The organism is Nocardia sp. NPDC004123 (assembly GCF_053603795.1).
On sequence record NZ_JBSGGG010000002.1, the window covers coordinates 18,273 to 33,863 of the forward strand.

The following is a 15,591-nucleotide window of genomic DNA, read 5'->3' on the forward strand; positions in this document are numbered from 1 at the left end:
GGGGACGTTGTGTGCGATTGAAATAAATTCGGTTCGCTAAGGTGTCCCCCAGTGTGACGAGAGGAAATCCGTTGGGGGATGGCTACCTGGGCCGATACCGCCTCGACGAACTGCTCGGCAGCGGCGGGTCGGCGGAGGTGTGGCGTGCACACGACACCGTGGCGGATCGCACCGTCGCGCTCAAAATGCTGGCACCCGTCCTGACCGCCGATCCCGAATACCGGCGGCGCTTCGAGCGGGAGGCCCGGGCCGCCGCACTGCTGCACGGACCGCACGTGGTGCCCGTGCACAGCTACGGCGAGCTCGAGGGCCGGCTGTACATCGATTCGGAATTCGTGGACGGCCTCGATATCGAGGCCCTGCTCGAATGGGAGGGCCCGATGGCCGCGGACGCGGCCGTCGACCTCATCTCCCAGGTCGCCTCCGCGCTCGACGACGCCCACGCCGCCGGGCTGATCCACCGGGACGTCAAGCCGCAGAACATCATCGTCGCCCCCGACGACGTCGCCTACCTCATCGACTTCGGCACCGCCCTGCAGGACGGCCAGAGCGCCATCACCCGGAGCGGCATGCTGGTCGGCACCCCCGCCTACATGGCGCCGGAGCGGTTCGAGGGCGCCGCCTCACCGAGCTCCGACATCTACTCCCTGGGCTGCGTCCTCTACGAATGCCTCACCGGGCAGCGGCCCTTCCGGGTGCGCAATCCGGCGCAGCTCATGCGCGCCCACCTCGACCTCGCGCCCAAGCCGCCGTCCACCCTCGACGAGACCGTTCCGGCCGCCCTCGACGCCGTCGTCCTGCGCGCCCTGGCCAAGAACCCCGGCGAACGGTATTCCACCGCAGGCGAATTCGCCGCCGCCGCCAAGGCCGCCCTCAGCGCGCCCGCCGTCCCGGCCGAGTCGGCTGCCGAGGCACAGGTGACCATCCCCAACCCGGCCGGCACCGACGCGCGCACCACCGCCCTCCCGCGCCCGGCGCCCGCCGCGGGAATCCCGGCCGGAATGGATGTGCGTACGGTCGCACTGTCGAAGGAACCCGATCTGGGTCTGCCCACTCGCCGCTGGACCCGGCGACGACTGCTCGCCGCCGCGGGCTTCGCGGCCGCCACCACCGCCATCGGGATCGGCGCCGCGTTGTTCACGAGCCGTGCCGCGGAACCGCAGCCCGAGCAACGCGCCCGGACCTCGGCCGTACCGACCACGAAAATTCCTGTCCAGGAGGCGCTTCCACCGACCACCGAGCCGACGACCGAGCCTCCCGAGGACCCCGCCGCCGAATCCGTCACACCGACGCCGGACGACACACTGGCCCCCGCCGAACCGCCGACCGTCGACGCCCCGGCCGGCCCGAGGCTGCCCGGGCTCGAGATCCCCGGCCCCGGTCTTCCCGCTCCCGGCTTCACCCTTCCGGGCTTCCCCGGGCCCGCCGGCGGCAACCGCCACGGCGGCCGCCCGCACGGACAGAACAGCCAATAGTCCGCGCGCCGAACCTGTTCGGGGACCGGCGCGAATCAGGTTGCGGGAAACGCGTTTCTGTCAGTACTCGGCGCGCAGGTGGGTGACATCGCCCGCCGATACGGCGCGATCGCCGATCAGCAGCCTGCCGTATTCGTCGATGCCCGTGGCAATTCCGGTGAGAACCTCCCCGCCGGGTAGCTCCGCGCGGACCTGCGCGCCGAGGGTGGCACACCGTTCGCGATAGGCCGCGGACAGCTCGGTGATATCCCAGCCGGACGCCTCCCAGGCGGTGAAGCGGCGGGCGAACTCGCGCAGCATCGCCTGCACCAGCACCGTGCGATCGATCTCGGGAGCCCCGGCCAGCAGCAGGGACGTGGCGTGCGGGACAGGCAGTTCGGCCTCGGTGAGGGACACGTTCAGCCCGACCCCGACCACCACCGCCGGGTCCGCACCCGCGGCGGCGATCTCGGCCAGGATCCCGGCCAGCTTGCGGCCGTCGACCAGCACGTCATTGGGCCACTTGAGCACCGCCTTCACCCCGGCCACCGCGCGCACCGCGTCCACCACGGCCACGCCGGTGAGCAGCGGCAGCCAGCCCAGCACGGCGGGATCGATCCCGCGCACCCGCACCAGCAGCGACATGGCGATCTGCGCCCGCGCGGGGCTCACCCACCGCCGGTCGTGGCGGCCGCGGCCGTGCTCCTGCGACTCGGCGATCAGCACCAGCCGATCGGCACTCGAATCCGCGGCCCGCGCAACCAGATCCGCATTGGTCGACCCGGTCGACTCGACCACCTCGACGGCCGAGAAGAAACCCAGCTCGGGCACCTCGGCAACACTCCGGCCCAGCACGTCAACATCCAGCGGCGACCTGTCCATGCACCGCACGCTACTCCCCCGCCCGCATCCACACGGCAACGACAAGGGGCGGGTCCGGATCGGACCCGCCCCTTCGCGCCCGGCGCGCTACCGCGGCGCGGACACCGCCTGCAACATGCTCGCGAGGGCCTCGAACAGGCCCGTGAGCACCTGCTCGGAAATGTCCTCGCGCGCAGGCTCGGCCGCGTCGGACTCGGCGTCGGCGGACACGAGTACCGGGGTACCCGCGCCCGCCACCGGGGTGCCCGGGACCGGCATCACCCGACCCGCACACGGCATCTCCGCGTACTCAGGGGCGGCGGCGTCCCCCGTCGATTCGCCGCCACCCCCGGTACGGCCGTCGCACGCGAGCGGGGCGGTGCGCCCGCCGCCGCTCGCGCCGTCGTCGTCCGAGGTTTCACTGAATTCCGGATCGGTCACTGTCGGCTCCGGATCACGGATCCGCCACGCGGTGAACGATGCCGCCGCTGCCCGATCTGCTTGGTGTTCACTCCAGCTCCACATAACCGCCTCCCCAGGTCGTCGGTTTCGGATGCGACTCCAGAGTGACCCACGACCCGGGCCGAGCACGACCGGTTTTTCGGGTGCGGACGGCATCAAGGCTGGTAGATAAGGACTTTCACGACGAAGATCGGTGTCCGGACCGGACAGCGGGACGGGTCCGGCGGCTCGGATTCAGGCGTCGACCGGTTCCAGGCCGAGGGCGCCCGCGGTGAATCGGCGCACGGTCACCAGGCCGTCCGCCAGCGCGGCGTCGTATCCCGCACGGGCCCAGCCGGTCACGGTCGCGGTGCCGTCGGCATTGGGCCGCACACCGATCTCGGCGACCATCTCCGCGGTGGTGGGGATGCACACCGCCCACGAGAAGTGGGTCTCCTCAGCCCATTCGGCGCTGCGCCGAGCCACATAGCCGGGCTCGGTGATGCCGGCGTCGGCCAGGGCGGGCCGGTCGTCGATGCGCTCGTCCGCACGCAGGGCCCGCAGATACCAACTGCCCGCATTGATCTCGATGGGCTCCATCAGTCCTCCGATCCCCGATCCAGTCGCCGCTGCCGCCGGCGCTCCCGGTGCTCCCGCCGCTGCCCCGGATTGCCGCCGCCGTACAGCACCGCGCCCGCCAGCGGGATCAACAGGAACATCCACCACTGGTGGGTCACGAAGAACAGGATCAGCGCGATGATCGGGACGACCGGCATCACTCGATCACGCCAGTGCGCACCGAACCGCGACTCCCGTTGCGCCGGAACGCTCTTCTCCGCCACCGGCTCCGGCAGATCGGTGAACACCCGCTCGAGGTCACCGCGCGTCAGGGCGGCGGCCACGACCCCACTGCGCTCGTCGAACTCCGCGACGCTGAGCCGCCCCGCCGCGAAATGATCGGACAGCCGCTTCATCGCGTCCTCACGCTCGGCGGTGCCAATACGGATCTCGGGTGGTTCAGCCATGCCATGACATTAGCGCGAGTGGCCGCCCACCTGCAGGTGAGCGGCCACTCGGCGACTTGCGTTGCGCTAATTCATGCGAATCGTGTTGCGCTACTTGATCTCGGCCAGGACGGTGCCCTGGGTGATGGCGGCGCCCGCCTCCACCGAGAGACCGGTGATGACACCGGCCTTGTGGGCGGTGACCGGGTTCTCCATCTTCATGGCCTCGAGCACGACCACCAGGTCGCCCGCCTCGACGGACTGACCCTCTTCGACCGCGACCTTGACGACGGTGCCCTGCATCGGGGCGGTCACGGCGTCACCGGAGGCGGCACCGGCGCCCGCGCCACCGCGCTTGCGCGGCTTCGGCTTCTTGCGCACCACACCCGCGCCATTGGCGGACGCGGCCGTGCCGACCGAGAACTGGCCCGGCAGCGACACCTCGAGGCGACGGCCGCCGACCTCGACGACCACCTTCTGGCGCGGCGCCTCGTCCTCGTCCTCGATGGGCTGGGCACCGGCGTAGGGCTCGATGTGGTTGTCCCACTCGTTCTCGATCCACTTGGTGTAGACGTCGAACTTGGTGCCGTCACCGACGAACGCCGGGTTCTCGACAATGTGGCGGTGGAACGGGATGACCGTGGCCAGGCCCTCGATCTGGTACTCGTCGAGCGCGCGGGCGGCACGCTGCAGCGCCTGCTCGCGGTTCTCGCCGGTGACGATCAGCTTGGCGAGCATGGAGTCGAACTGGCCGCCGATGACCGAGCCCTCGACCACACCGGAATCGACACGCACACCCGGGCCCGCGGGCTCGGAGTACACGACGACCGGACCGGGCGCGGGCAGGAAGCCGCGGCCGGCGTCCTCACCATTGATGCGGAACTCGAAGGAGTGGCCGCGCGGGGTCGGGTCCTCCTTGATGGACAGCTCGTGGCCCTCGGCGATACGGAACTGCTGGCGCACCAGGTCGATACCCGCGGTCTCCTCGGTGACCGGGTGCTCGACCTGCAGGCGGGTGTTCACCTCGAGGAACGAGACGGTCTCGCCCTGCACCAGGTACTCCACGGTGCCGGCGCCGTAGTAACCGGCCTCGCGGCAGATCCGCTTGGCGGACTCGTGGATCTTGGAACGCACTTCGTCGGACAGGAACGGCGCGGGGGCCTCCTCGACGAGCTTCTGGAAGCGACGCTGCAGCGAGCAGTCACGGGTGCCGGCGACCACGACATTGCCGTGCTTGTCGGCGATGACCTGCGCCTCGACGTGGCGGGCCTTGTCCAGGTACTGCTCCACGAAGCACTCACCGCGACCGAAGGCGGCGATGGCCTCACGGGTGGCGGACTCGAACAGCTCGGGGATCTCCTCGATGGTGTGCGCGACCTTCATGCCGCGACCGCCACCACCGAAGGCGGCCTTGATGGCCACCGGAACGCCGAACTCCTTGGCGAACGCCACGACCTCGTCGGCGTTCTTGACCGGGTCCTTGGTGCCCGCGGCCATCGGCGCGTTGGCGCGCTCGGCGATGTGGCGGGCGGTGACCTTGTCACCCAGATCGCGGATCGACTGCGGCGAGGGGCCGATCCAGATCAGCCCGGCGTCGATCACGGCCTGCGCGAAATCGGCGTTCTCGGAGAGGAAGCCGTAGCCGGGGTGGATGGCGTCCGCGCCGGCCTTGGCGGCGGCGTCGAGGATCTTGTCGAACACCAGGTACGACTCGGCCGAGGTCTGGCCGCCCAAGGCGAAGGCCTCGTCGGCGAGCTTGACGAACGGCGCATCGGCGTCCGGTTCGGCGTATACGGCCACACTGGCGATACCGGCGTCCTTGGCGGCCCGGATCACGCGCACGGCGATCTCGCCTCGGTTGGCTACGAGGACCTTTGTGATCTGCGCGTTGGCATGGTTGGGCACTGAGCCTCCTGTGCTCTGGATACTTTCGTCTGTCGGCAGTGTAGGCATCGTGCCAACAATCACCGAACCGAGGATAGGGCTACCGAAGAGTAGGCCCGAAGAGTGAGCAATGCGACTCTTCGAACGGTCCTTTTTAGAACCTGTTCTACCAGACCCTCCCGCGACCTTCCCCTGTGCATACCCCGGGAGGGGGGCGGGCGTTACGAGCTTGCCACGACCGCGGGCGGCTCGCCGGGTTCTTCGCCGATCACGATGGGCGCACCGACCGCATTGGCCCACTCGGTCCAGGAGCCGTCGTAGTTGCGCACACCGGGCACGCCCAGCAGATACGTCAGCACGAACCAGGTCAGCGCCGACCGTTCGCCGACCCGCGAGTAGACCAGCGGCGCGACGCCGGTGACCACCGCGCCGTAGATGACATCGAGCTCGGCCCGCGGCCGGAAGCGGGCGTCCGCGCCGACCGAGGAGGTCCACGGAATATTGACCGCGGTGGGAATGTGGCCCGCGCGCAGCGCCTGTTCCTCGGGGCGATCGAGAACGACCAGCTCCCCGGTGTACTCGTCGAACCCGCGCGCATCGATGAGCGGGCCGCCGAAGTGCGCGAGCACGTCCTGACGGAACGCGCGGGCGGACTTGTCGTCACGATCGGCCACCGGATAGTCGCCCAGCCCGGCCGCGGGCACCTCGAAGGTGGTGTCGCGGGCCTCGGAGATCCAGGCGTCGCGGCCGCCGTCCAGCAGGCGCACGTCCTCATGTCCGAAGAGGGAGAACACCCACAGGGTGGCGGCCGCGGTGCCATTGGATTTGTCGCCGTAGATGACCACGGTGTCATCGCGCTCGATGCCCTTGACCCGCATCAGGTCGGCGAAGGCCACGCCGTCGACGACGTCACGGGTGCGGGGATCGATCAGCTCGGTGCGCCAGTCGATCTTGATGGCGCCGGGCACATGCCCGATGTCGTATAGCAATATGTCTTCGTTGGACTCGATGATCTTGAGTCCCGGCGTGCCGATGTTTGCCGATAGCCACTCTGTGGTTACTAGTCGGTGAGGATGTGCGTAGGAGCCGAACGAGTGATGCGGATCCGGAGCGACGGGCACGTTGTGGTCCTTCACGCGTGGTGGGTTAGGTATTGGCGGTTCGAATCTCGACACCGATCGTAGGCATGTGGCGGTTACGTAACTCGTTTCAGATCACGAATCGGATGATTGAGCGAATTAAGCGCAGCTTCATCCGATAAAGTCTCTCGAGAGGAGGGGTGAGCTATGTCCGATTCTTGGCCGCGACGGCGACTGCTTGCGATCCTACGTGGCGCCAGCGAGCCTCTCGACGCCCAGGAACTGGCGCGCGTCACCGGACAACATGTGACAACGGTGCGTTTTCATTTGGACGTCCTAACCCGGGAATCGCTGGTCCGCCAATTTCAGCAGCCGCCGCGCGGCCGCGGTCGCCCGCGCATCGGCTATACCGCGGTACAGCGATCGGTGGGTTATCAGGAATTGGCGCAGGTGCTCGCCGATCAGCTGGGCAGCGATCCGCGCCGCCGCTCCGAGGCCGCCATCGCGGCCGGGCGCGCCTGGGGCTCGAAACTGGAGGCGGCGGACCAGCCCGTCGAAACGCTGGAAGACGCCAAGGACCTCACCGTCACGCTGATGTCGGAGCTCGGCTTCGCCCCCGAACGCGACCAGGCCGGCGAGACCGAAGAGTCGGCCCTGATCCGCATGACCGCCTGCCCGCTACGCGAACTGGCCCGCACCCACTCCGAGGTGGTGTGCGGAGTGCACCTGGGACTCATGCGAGAAGTACTGGACCGCAACGGCGGCCGCGAGAGCGTGACCGTGCGCCTACACCCGTTCGTGGAACCCGAACTGTGTGTCGCCCGCCTGGAACTACTGCAGGGACGCCCCGGCGAGGCCGGGCGCGAGGAGGGTCGGGCCGAGTCCGGCGAGCCTCGGCTAGCGCCCTCGACCGGCCGTATCGCACCGCAACTGCGGACCGCCACCGAACCGCAGCTACGCGCGGCCACCGACCCACAGCTGCGCAATACCGACGCCTGCTTCGGCCAGTAGCCGCCGCACGAGCGGCAGGCCGATACCGATCACACTCGACGGATCACCGTCGATCTTGTCCACGAACCAGCCGCCCAGGCCGTCCAGGGTGAAGGATCCGGCCACCTGCAGCGGCTCCCCCGTCGCGATGTACGCGTCGAGTTCATCGGGTTCGGGCTTGGCGAAATGCACCGTGGTGGAACTACAGTCGGCCGCCTCGGCGGTGATCTCACCGGCACGCAGCCGCAGCACGCAGTGCCCGGTGAGCAGATCGGCGCTCCGCCCGGCCATCTCGGCCCAGCGCGCGCGGGCGACCTCGGGGGTCAGGGGTTTGCCCTGGAGTACGCCGTCCACGAGCAGCATCGAATCGCAGCCCACCACAACGGAATCGGCGAAGGCGGGATCGGCCGCCAGCTGACCGGCGATCTCACGCGCCTTGGCGCGGGCCAGTTCGATGACGACACGATCGGGTGCGGTATCCGCGGGCAGCGCCGCGGCCACCGCGTCCTCGTCCACATGGGACACCCGGACGACCGGCTCGACGCCCGCATTGCGCAGGACGCCGAGCCGGGCCGGAGATTGAGACGCTAGTACGAAGACGGTCACAGGCCGTCAGTCGCGCGAGTGCGACAGCGCCGGAAAAGCGTAGGGCGAGAAGGGCGAAGAGCCGCGGTGCATCAGGGTCGGCACACCCCAGTTGTCGGCCGGGCCGGTCTCGGCCGGTGCGGCCGCGGCGCTCGCGGACGCGGCGGCGAACACGGTGAGCAGGGCGGCGAGCTCGAGGTCGGTCGGGTTGCCCTTCAGGACCCGGATGACCGGGTCGGTGCTCGACGGTGCGACCTCGGTGACGGCCGTGTCGACGGCGTCCGCCAGTTCATCGACGGTTGCTAGATCCAGTTCGGCGGCGCGCAGTACTTCTTCATCGGCCATGGTCGTCACAGCGCCAGTCCTCCTGTCCGTTCGCCGCAGGGTGTGCGGCGCGTTCGTGGCCCGTGTTTGTCCGGGCCGCAAACGGTATTCGATACAACCCTCGACGGCGAGGGCCATTCCTGAACATCTTCGCTCGGATGAGGCGATCGTGCGCGGTACGAGACCTTTGTCCCATTCGACAGTGTGCGCCCCACACACCGCGCATATCGCATTATCAGAGCGGAATGTTGCCGTGCTTCTTCGGCGGCAGGGACACCATCTTGCGTTCCAGCAGCCGCAGCGCCGACACGATCTGGCCGCGGGTGTGCGAGGGCGGGATGACCGCGTCGACGTAGCCGCGCTCGGCCGCCACGTACGGGTTCACCAGGGTGTCCTCGTACTCGTTCTGCAGCTCCAGGCGCAGTGCGTCGACGTCGTTGCCCTCGGCGGCCGCGGTCTGCAGCTGCTTGCGGTAGACGAAACCGACGGCGCCCGAGGCGCCCATGACGGCGATCTGCGCGGTCGGCCACGCCAGGTTCACGTCGGCGCCCATGTGCTTGGAACCCATGACGTCGTAGGCGCCGCCGTAGGCCTTGCGGGTGATGATTGTGATCTTGCCCACAGTGGCCTCACCGTAGGCATAGAGCAGCTTGGCGCCGCGCCGGATGATGCCGTTGTACTCCTGGCCGGTGCCGGGCAGGAAGCCGGGCACGTCGACCAGGGTGATGATCGGGACGTTGAAGGCGTCGCAGGTGCGCACGAAGCGCGCGGCCTTCTCCGAGGCGTCGATGTCGAGGCAGCCCGCGAACTGGGAGGGCTGGTTGGCGACGAAACCGACACTGCGGCCGTCGATCCGGGCGAAGCCGACGATCACGTTCATCGCGCGCTCGGCCTGGACCTCGAGGAACTCCTCGTCGTCCACCAGGCGCTTGATGACCTCGTGCATGTCGTAGGGCTGGTTCGGCGAGTCCGGGACGATGGTGTCCAGCTCGAGGTCGGCCTCGGTGAGGTTCTCCTCGATGGCGCCCGCGGCGGCGGTGGCCGGGAAGCGCGGAGCCTCGGCGCGGTTGTTGCTGGGCAGGTAGCTCAGCAGGTCGCGGACGTAGTCCAGGGCGTCCTGCTCGCCGGAGGCGACGTAGTGCGCCACACCGGACTTCACCATGTGGGTGTGGGCGCCGCCCAGCTCCTCCATGGTGACCTCTTCACCGGTGACGGTCTTGATGACGTCGGGACCGGTGACGAACATCTGCGAGGTCTGGTCGACCATGACCACGAAGTCGGTCAGCGCGGGCGAGTAGACGTGACCGCCGGCGGCCGGGCCCATGATCAGCGAGATCTGCGGGATGACACCCGAGGCCTGGATGTTGCGGTGGAAGATCTCACCGTAGAGGCCCAGGGAGACAACGCCTTCCTGGATGCGCGCGCCGGCGCCCTCGTTGATGCCGACCAGCGGGCGGCCGGTCTTGAGCGCCAGGTCCATGACCTTGACGATCTTCTCGCCGTAGACCTCACCGAGGGAACCACCGAAGACGGTGACGTCCTGGGAGAAGATGCAGACGTCGCGGCCGTCGATGGTGCCGTAGCCGGTGACCACGCCGTCGCCCAGCGGACGCTGGTTCTCCAGGCCGAAGTTCACGCTGCGGTGGCGGGCCAGAGCGTCGAGTTCGACGAACGAGCCTTCGTCCAGCAGGGCGAGGATGCGCTCGCGCGCGGTCATCTTGCCCTTGGCGTGGACCTTGTCGACCGCGGCCTCACCCATCGGGTGCTTGGCCTCTTCCAGCCGATTGCGCAGGTCAGCCAGCTTGCCGGCGGTGGTGTGGATATCAGGGGCGCCCGCCGACCCCGGCGAAGGCTGCTGCTGGACACTCGTCATGACGGGGAGTGTAACCAGTACCAGACCCCCTTCGTAATCCAGACGGGGCTACTCGCGAGTACGGTTATTGGCTACCCGCCAGTAGAAAGCCGCAGGTAGAGCGCGTGATTCGAGCACCGCACCGACTCGACTCGAACGCTGTTCAATAGCAAATTCCCCCAGTCATCCCGGCCCGGTTTTGGCCGGGTCCACACACTGCGGACCGGCGGGATTCCGGCCCGCGCGCGCCCCGGAAAGCCGAGGGGCTCAACGCATGACGCCGGTGTGGCCGGTCGAGTATCTGCCCGGCTGGGGCCAGATGGTGAGACCGTGCGGGCCGCGGCCGACGGGGATGCGCGCGAGCAGCTTCCACTCGACGATGTCGATGGCGTAGACCTCGCTGTTGTTGCGGCCGGAGACCCAGAAGACGCGGCCGTCGGCGGAGAGATTTCCCATATCCGGGCTGCCGCCGCCGGGGATGCGCCACTTGCTCGCCAGCTGTCCGGTCGCGAAGTCCAGGACCGAGATGCTGCCCTCCTTGCGGTTGGTGATGAGCATCTGCTTGGAGTCGCGGGTGACGTAGAGACCGTGGGTGCCCGCGCCGGTTGCGATGAAGCCGGTGTTGTCGAAGGTCTTGGCGTCGAAGACGTAAATGCCATTGGCCATCATGTCGGCCACGTAGAAGGTGCGGCCGTCGGGCGCGAGCTTGACGTCCTGCGGCATGCCGGAGCGGCCGCCGGGCAGATCGATCATGCGCAGCAGGCGCAGGCCCGCGATGTCGACCACGGCCAGGCGCCCGCCGAATTCGCAGCTGACCAGGGCGGTGCGGCCGTCGGCGGTGAAGTCCATGTGGTTGACGCCCGGGCAGTCGGGGACCGCGATGTCGTGCTGCTTCTCCCAGCTGTGCGGGTCGTAGAAGTCCAGGGAGCGGTCGGCCTCGGCGACGACGAGGGCGTACTTGCCGTCCGGGGTGAAGTACATGTTGTACGGATCGCGGACCGGGATGGGGTCGCCCGCCTCGCCGGTGCGGGGGTCGATGGGCAGCAGGCTGCCGCTGCCGATGGGGAGATCGTTGTTGGCGTAGAGCATCTGCATGTCGTAGGAGGGAACGACGTGCTGGGGTTCGCGGCCACCGGCCGGATAGGTGTCGATGACCTGGAAGGTGTCCGGGTCGATGACGGTGATGGTGTTGGATTCGCTGTTGGGGACGTAGACGCGGGTGGGCTGATCGGCCACGGCGGGACTGAGTTCGCGGGTGGCGGCGTAGACGTCGTCGGGCGAGAGCGGCGGCGGCATGCCGGGTAGCAGGTCCGGCGCCACCGCCGCGCCGGGTGGGATGGCCGGGGGCGCGGAAGGGCGCGGCACGGTGACCGCACCACCACTCGAGCAACCGGCCAGCATTGCGATGGAAATGACCAGACCCAGACGTGCACGGCGCGCGATCACAGGGCGCACCGTGCCATGGCGGCATTGCGGTGAGCTGACATGTCGTCGAATAGTAGGCGGCGACATGGAGGTTCGCGGCGCGATCACGGAGTGTCGCTCCGCGCCACGCGGTTCGGGCAAAAGCGACTATTCAGCAAACGCAGACAACTCGGACCCAACCGGTCGGGTTGCGGCTCAGGCCAATACGCGTCCGAGGGCGTCCACGGCCTCATCCAGCTCCGCCTCGGTTACCGTCAGCGGCGGCCGGAAACGAATGCCACGCTCGCCGGTGCCGAGGATCAGGATGCGCTCCCGCTCGCGCAGCCGCTTCACCGCCTCGTTACGCAGCTCCGGGGTCGCCAGGGTGATGGCGCACATCAGGCCGCGGCCGCGCGGATCGGTGACTTCCGCATGGGCCATGGACAATTCGGTCAACCGGGTGAGCAGGTACGGGCCCAGCTCCCGGGCCCGGCCCACCAGATCCTCGTGCTCCATCACCTCGAAAACCCGCCGGGCCCTGACCATGTCGGCCAGATTGCCGCCCCAGGTGGAGTTCAGGCGCGAGCTGACATGGAAGACATTGTCGGGCACCTCGTCCACCCGGCCGCCCGCCATGATGCCGCAGACCTGGGTCTTCTTGCCGAAGGCCACGACATCCGGTTCGAGGCCGAGCTGCTGGTAGGCCCACACGCTGCCGGTCATACCGACACCGGTCTGCACCTCGTCGAGGATGAACAGCGCGTCGTGTTCGTGGCACAGCTGCTGCATCGCACGCAGGAACTCCGGGCGCAGATGCCGGTCGCCGCCCTCTCCCTGAATCGGCTCGGCGATGAAACATGCTATGTCGTAGGGGTTTTCGGCGAAGGCGCGGCGCGCCTGGTCGAGCGCGTGCCGCTCGGCGGCCTCGATGTCGGGATGATCGGGTCCGACGTACGGAGTGTCGATCCGGGGCCAGTCGAACTTGGGGAAGCGCGCGGTCTTGACCGGGTCGGTGTTGGTGAGCGAGAGCGTGTAGCCGGTGCGGCCGTGGAAGGCTCCGGTCAGGTGCAGCACCTTGGTGCCGAGTTCGCCTGGGCGACCGTGCATTTCGTTGTGGCGCGACTTCCAGTCGAAGGCGGTCTTGAGGGCGTTCTCGACGGCGAGGCCGCCGCCGTCGATGAAGAACAGGTGCGGCAGCCGCGGATCACCGAGCACCCGCACGAAAGTGTCCACGAAGCGCGCCATTTCGACGGTGTAGACGTCGGAGTTGCTGGGCTTGTTGAGCGCGGCCGCGCTGAGGCCGGCCAGAAAGGGCTTGTCACCCAGCAGGGCGGGATGGTTCATGCCCAGCGTCGAGGACGCGAAGAAGCCGAACATGTCGAGGTACGCGGTGCCGTCGCGGGCGTCCACGAGCCGGCGGCCATGGGACTCGCGCAGGTCCAGTACCAGGTCGAAGCCGTCGGCGAGAATGCTCCCGGCGAGAATCTCATGCACCCGGGCGGGGGTGACAAGGGTGGTTTCGGCGGCCGCCCCGAGCCGATCGAGTTCGAGGGTCACGCCACCCAGCGTAAATGAACTTTTACGGCTATGCCGGTAAGTTCCGGAATAATTACGCCCGTGACCGGCGCGAAACCTGAATGTCTGCGGCCGCCGCGGCCTTACTTGTCATAGAATGTCTGCAAAATGATGGTGCTTCTCGTCCGGACGTTGGCCGTCGCTCGGATCTCCTGCAGCAGCTGCTCCAAGTGCCTGGGCGAGGCCACCCGCACCATGAGCATGTAGCTCTCATCGCCGGCGACCGAGTGACACGCTTCGATACCCGGAATGTGCTGGAGCAGTGCGGGTGCGTCATCAGGTTGAGATGGGTCGAGAGGAGTTATCGCGACGAAAGCCGACAGCATCTGGCCCAGCGCCTCGGGATCGACATTCGCCGTGTAGCCGCGAATCACGCCCCGCGCCTCGAGCCGCCGCACCCGCGACTGCACCGCGGACACCGAAAGGTTGGCCTTCTCTGCCAGATTGGACAGGGTGGCGCGACCATCGGCAATCAGCTCACGGATCAGCAGTCGATCGATGTCGTCGAGTACAAGTTTCGCCGGTGTATCCGCCATCAGCGAAGGCTAACGCAGCGAACCGAACTCGGTGCCGGAACCCAACCTGGAGCATGTAATGAGTCACGCACTGTCAGACGGGGTGACCCGTGAGCTCCGTGAGCAGACGGAGAAGTTGCTGCAACGCCTCGGTGTCGAAATGCCCCAGCCGGGTGAACTCTCGGCCCGCACCCCGATCACCGGCGACGAGCTGATCACCCTGCGCGCGAGCGATTCCGCGGCGGTCGACGCCGCCATCGCCCAAGCCGAGACCGCCTTCCGGAGCTGGCGCACGGTACCGGCGCCGCAGCGGGCCGCGGTGGTGCGGCGGCTGGCGGCGCTGCTCACCGTGCACCGGGACGAGCTGGGCGAACTGGTCACCGTGGAGGCGGGCAAGATCGGCGCCGAGGCGCGCGGCGAGGTCCAGGAGATGATCGATATCTGCGAGTTCGCCATCGGACTGTCGCGGCAGCTGTACGGGCGGACCATGCCGTCGGAGCGGCCCGGGCACCGGCTCATGGAAACCTGGCATCCGCTCGGGGTGGTCGGGGTCATCTCGGCGTTCAACTTCCCGGTCGCGGTGTGGGCCTGGAATACCGCGGTCGCGCTGGTGTGCGGGGACACCGTGGTGTGGAAGCCGTCGGACGCGACGCCGCTGACCGCGCTGGCCTGTCACACCCTGCTGCGCCGGGCGGCGCGGGAGGTGGGCGTGGATCCCGAAGTGCACCAGCTGATCCAGGGCCCGGCGGCGATCGGCGAGCAGCTCGTGGACGATCCGCGGGTGGCGCTGGTGAGCGCGACGGGTTCGGTGCGGATGGGGCAGCAGGTCGCGCCGCGGGTGGCGGCGCGGTTCGGTCGCTGCCTGCTGGAGCTGGGCGGAAACAACGCGGCGATCGTCACCCCCTCGGCGGATCTCGACCTGGCCACGCGGGGAATCGTTTTCGCGGCTGCGGGCACCGCAGGCCAGCGGTGCACGACGCTGCGGCGGCTGATCGTGCACGTGGATGTGGCCGGGCCGCTGCTGGATCGGATCTCGGCGGCGTATCGCCAACTGCGCGTGGGTAACCCGCTCGAGGAGGGCGTTCTCGTCGGGCCGCTCATCACCGAGCGGGCCTACGACGGCATGCGGGCGGCGCTGGAGCGCGCGCTGGCCGACGGCGGTGAATTGATCTGCGGTGGTGAGCGTATCGAGGGGCCGGGCGAGAACGCCTTCTACGTCCGGCCGGCCCTGGTGCGCATGCCCGCGCAGACCGAGGTGGTCCGGGAGGAGACCTTCGCGCCGATCCTGTACGCGCTCACCTACCACCGCCTGGACACCGCCATCGAGCTGCACAACGGTGTGCCGCAGGGACTTTCGTCGTCGATCTTCACCCGGGACCAGCGCGAGGCGGAACGGTTCCTGGCCGCCGACGGGTCGGACTGCGGCATCGCCAATGTCAATATCGGCACCTCGGGAGCGGAGATCGGCGGCGCGTTCGGCGGCGAGAAGCAGACGGGCGGCGGCCGGGAGTCCGGGTCGGACTCCTGGAAGGCGTACATGCGCCGGGCCACCAACACCGTCAACTACTCTGCCGAATTGCCGCTGGCGCAAGGCATTCGGTTCGAGTAGCACCCCCCGGCCTG

At 68.6% G+C, this 15,591-nt stretch carries 15 protein-coding genes; 3 read left to right on the forward strand and 12 right to left on the reverse strand.

All coding sequences use genetic code 11. The features are described 5' to 3' along the window. The first annotated feature begins 53 nt into the window (after positions 1-53). A complete protein-coding gene (locus tag ACWEQQ_RS02540; protein WP_452346889.1) occupies positions 54-1,475 on the forward strand; it encodes a serine/threonine-protein kinase in 1,422 nt (473 codons plus the stop codon). Positions 1,476-1,535: 60 nt separating this feature from the next. Here ACWEQQ_RS02540 and ACWEQQ_RS02545 read toward each other — a convergent pair whose 3' ends face one another. The 6 genes from ACWEQQ_RS02545 to ACWEQQ_RS02570 form a co-directional block, all read right to left on the reverse strand. After that, the gene (locus ACWEQQ_RS02545) at positions 1,536-2,336 is read right to left on the reverse strand and encodes a biotin--[acetyl-CoA-carboxylase] ligase (RefSeq protein ID WP_452346890.1); all 801 of its coding nucleotides are present in this window, start codon (positions 2,334-2,336) and stop codon (positions 1,536-1,538) included. Positions 2,337-2,423: 87 nt separating this feature from the next. Next, the gene (locus tag ACWEQQ_RS02550) at positions 2,424-2,840 is read right to left on the reverse strand and encodes a hypothetical protein (RefSeq protein WP_452346891.1); all 417 of its coding nucleotides are present in this window, start codon (positions 2,838-2,840) and stop codon (positions 2,424-2,426) included. A gap of 171 nt (positions 2,841-3,011) precedes the next feature. Then, positions 3,012-3,356, reverse strand: coding sequence for a hypothetical protein (locus ACWEQQ_RS02555; protein ID WP_354830122.1), 345 nt, complete (start codon positions 3,354-3,356; stop codon positions 3,012-3,014). Then, complete coding sequence (locus ACWEQQ_RS02560; protein ID WP_354830123.1) at positions 3,356-3,781, reverse strand: DUF1707 SHOCT-like domain-containing protein; 426 nt, start codon at positions 3,779-3,781, stop codon at positions 3,356-3,358. Before ACWEQQ_RS02560 ends, ACWEQQ_RS02555 begins: the two co-directional genes overlap by 1 nt. 90 nt (positions 3,782-3,871) lie before the next feature. After that, entirely contained in the window at positions 3,872-5,665 is a 1,794-nt protein-coding gene (locus ACWEQQ_RS02565) for an acetyl/propionyl/methylcrotonyl-CoA carboxylase subunit alpha (protein WP_452346892.1), read from the reverse strand. A gap of 200 nt (positions 5,666-5,865) precedes the next feature. Beyond that, positions 5,866-6,765 (reverse strand): sulfurtransferase, encoded by a 900-nt coding sequence (locus tag ACWEQQ_RS02570; protein WP_452338509.1) that lies wholly within the window; start codon positions 6,763-6,765, stop codon positions 5,866-5,868. A gap of 273 nt (positions 6,766-7,038) precedes the next feature. Here ACWEQQ_RS02570 and ACWEQQ_RS02575 point away from each other — a divergent pair, with 273 nt between their 5' ends. Continuing rightward, positions 7,039-7,734 carry a helix-turn-helix transcriptional regulator gene (locus ACWEQQ_RS02575; protein WP_452346893.1) on the forward strand — a complete coding sequence of 232 codons (696 nt, stop codon included), beginning with the start codon at positions 7,039-7,041 and terminating at the stop codon, positions 7,732-7,734. On the opposite strand, the gene ACWEQQ_RS02580 is transcribed toward ACWEQQ_RS02575, so the two are convergent. From ACWEQQ_RS02580 to ACWEQQ_RS02605, 6 genes are all read right to left on the reverse strand, one after another. After that, the gene (locus ACWEQQ_RS02580; protein ID WP_452346894.1) at positions 7,678-8,319 is read right to left on the reverse strand and encodes a Maf family protein; all 642 of its coding nucleotides are present in this window, start codon (positions 8,317-8,319) and stop codon (positions 7,678-7,680) included. The two genes, ACWEQQ_RS02575 and ACWEQQ_RS02580, sit on opposite strands and share 57 nt — an antisense overlap. Positions 8,320-8,325: 6 nt before the next feature. After that, entirely contained in the window at positions 8,326-8,643 is a 318-nt protein-coding gene (locus tag ACWEQQ_RS02585) for an acyl-CoA carboxylase subunit epsilon (protein ID WP_452347080.1), read from the reverse strand. 214 nt (positions 8,644-8,857) lie between these two features. Further along, on the reverse strand, positions 8,858-10,495 hold the full coding sequence (locus ACWEQQ_RS02590) for an acyl-CoA carboxylase subunit beta (RefSeq protein ID WP_379394913.1): 1,638 nt from the start codon (positions 10,493-10,495) through the stop codon (positions 8,858-8,860). A 246-nt stretch (positions 10,496-10,741) separates the two neighbouring features. Then, on the reverse strand, positions 10,742-11,920 hold the full coding sequence (locus ACWEQQ_RS02595; RefSeq protein WP_452338506.1) for a YVTN family beta-propeller repeat protein: 1,179 nt from the start codon (positions 11,918-11,920) through the stop codon (positions 10,742-10,744). A 174-nt stretch (positions 11,921-12,094) separates the two neighbouring features. Beyond that, complete coding sequence (gene lat / locus ACWEQQ_RS02600) at positions 12,095-13,435, reverse strand: L-lysine 6-transaminase (protein WP_452346895.1); 1,341 nt, start codon at positions 13,433-13,435, stop codon at positions 12,095-12,097. Between the two features lie 101 nt (positions 13,436-13,536). Further along, the gene (locus tag ACWEQQ_RS02605) at positions 13,537-13,989 is read right to left on the reverse strand and encodes an Lrp/AsnC family transcriptional regulator (protein ID WP_040855781.1); all 453 of its coding nucleotides are present in this window, start codon (positions 13,987-13,989) and stop codon (positions 13,537-13,539) included. 58 nt (positions 13,990-14,047) lie between these two features. On the opposite strand from ACWEQQ_RS02605, the gene amaB reads away from it, so the two are divergent. Next, entirely contained in the window at positions 14,048-15,577 is a 1,530-nt protein-coding gene (amaB, locus tag ACWEQQ_RS02610) for an L-piperidine-6-carboxylate dehydrogenase (RefSeq protein WP_452346896.1), read from the forward strand. Positions 15,578-15,591: the final 14 nt, after the last annotated feature.

Bases quoted from the DNA above. Each gene is read 5' to 3' on its own strand.
- ACWEQQ_RS02585 (WP_452347080.1), bottom strand. From the start codon at position 8,643: ATGGCCGATGAAGAAGTACTGCGCGCCGCCGAACTGGATCTAGCAACC.
- ACWEQQ_RS02560 (WP_354830123.1), bottom strand. From the start codon at position 3,781: ATGGCTGAACCACCCGAGATCCGTATTGGCACCGCCGAGCGTGAGGAC.
- ACWEQQ_RS02550 (WP_452346891.1), bottom strand. From the start codon at position 2,840: ATGTGGAGCTGGAGTGAACACCAAGCAGATCGGGCAGCGGCGGCATCG.
- ACWEQQ_RS02545 (WP_452346890.1), bottom strand. From the start codon at position 2,336: ATGGACAGGTCGCCGCTGGATGTTGACGTGCTGGGCCGGAGTGTTGCC.
- amaB (WP_452346896.1), top strand. From the start codon at position 14,048: ATGAGTCACGCACTGTCAGACGGGGTGACCCGTGAGCTCCGTGAGCAG.
- ACWEQQ_RS02555 (WP_354830122.1), bottom strand. From the start codon at position 3,356: ATGGAGCCCATCGAGATCAATGCGGGCAGTTGGTATCTGCGGGCCCTG.
- ACWEQQ_RS02605 (WP_040855781.1), bottom strand. From the start codon at position 13,989: ATGGCGGATACACCGGCGAAACTTGTACTCGACGACATCGATCGACTG.
- ACWEQQ_RS02590 (WP_379394913.1), bottom strand. From the start codon at position 10,495: ATGACGAGTGTCCAGCAGCAGCCTTCGCCGGGGTCGGCGGGCGCCCCT.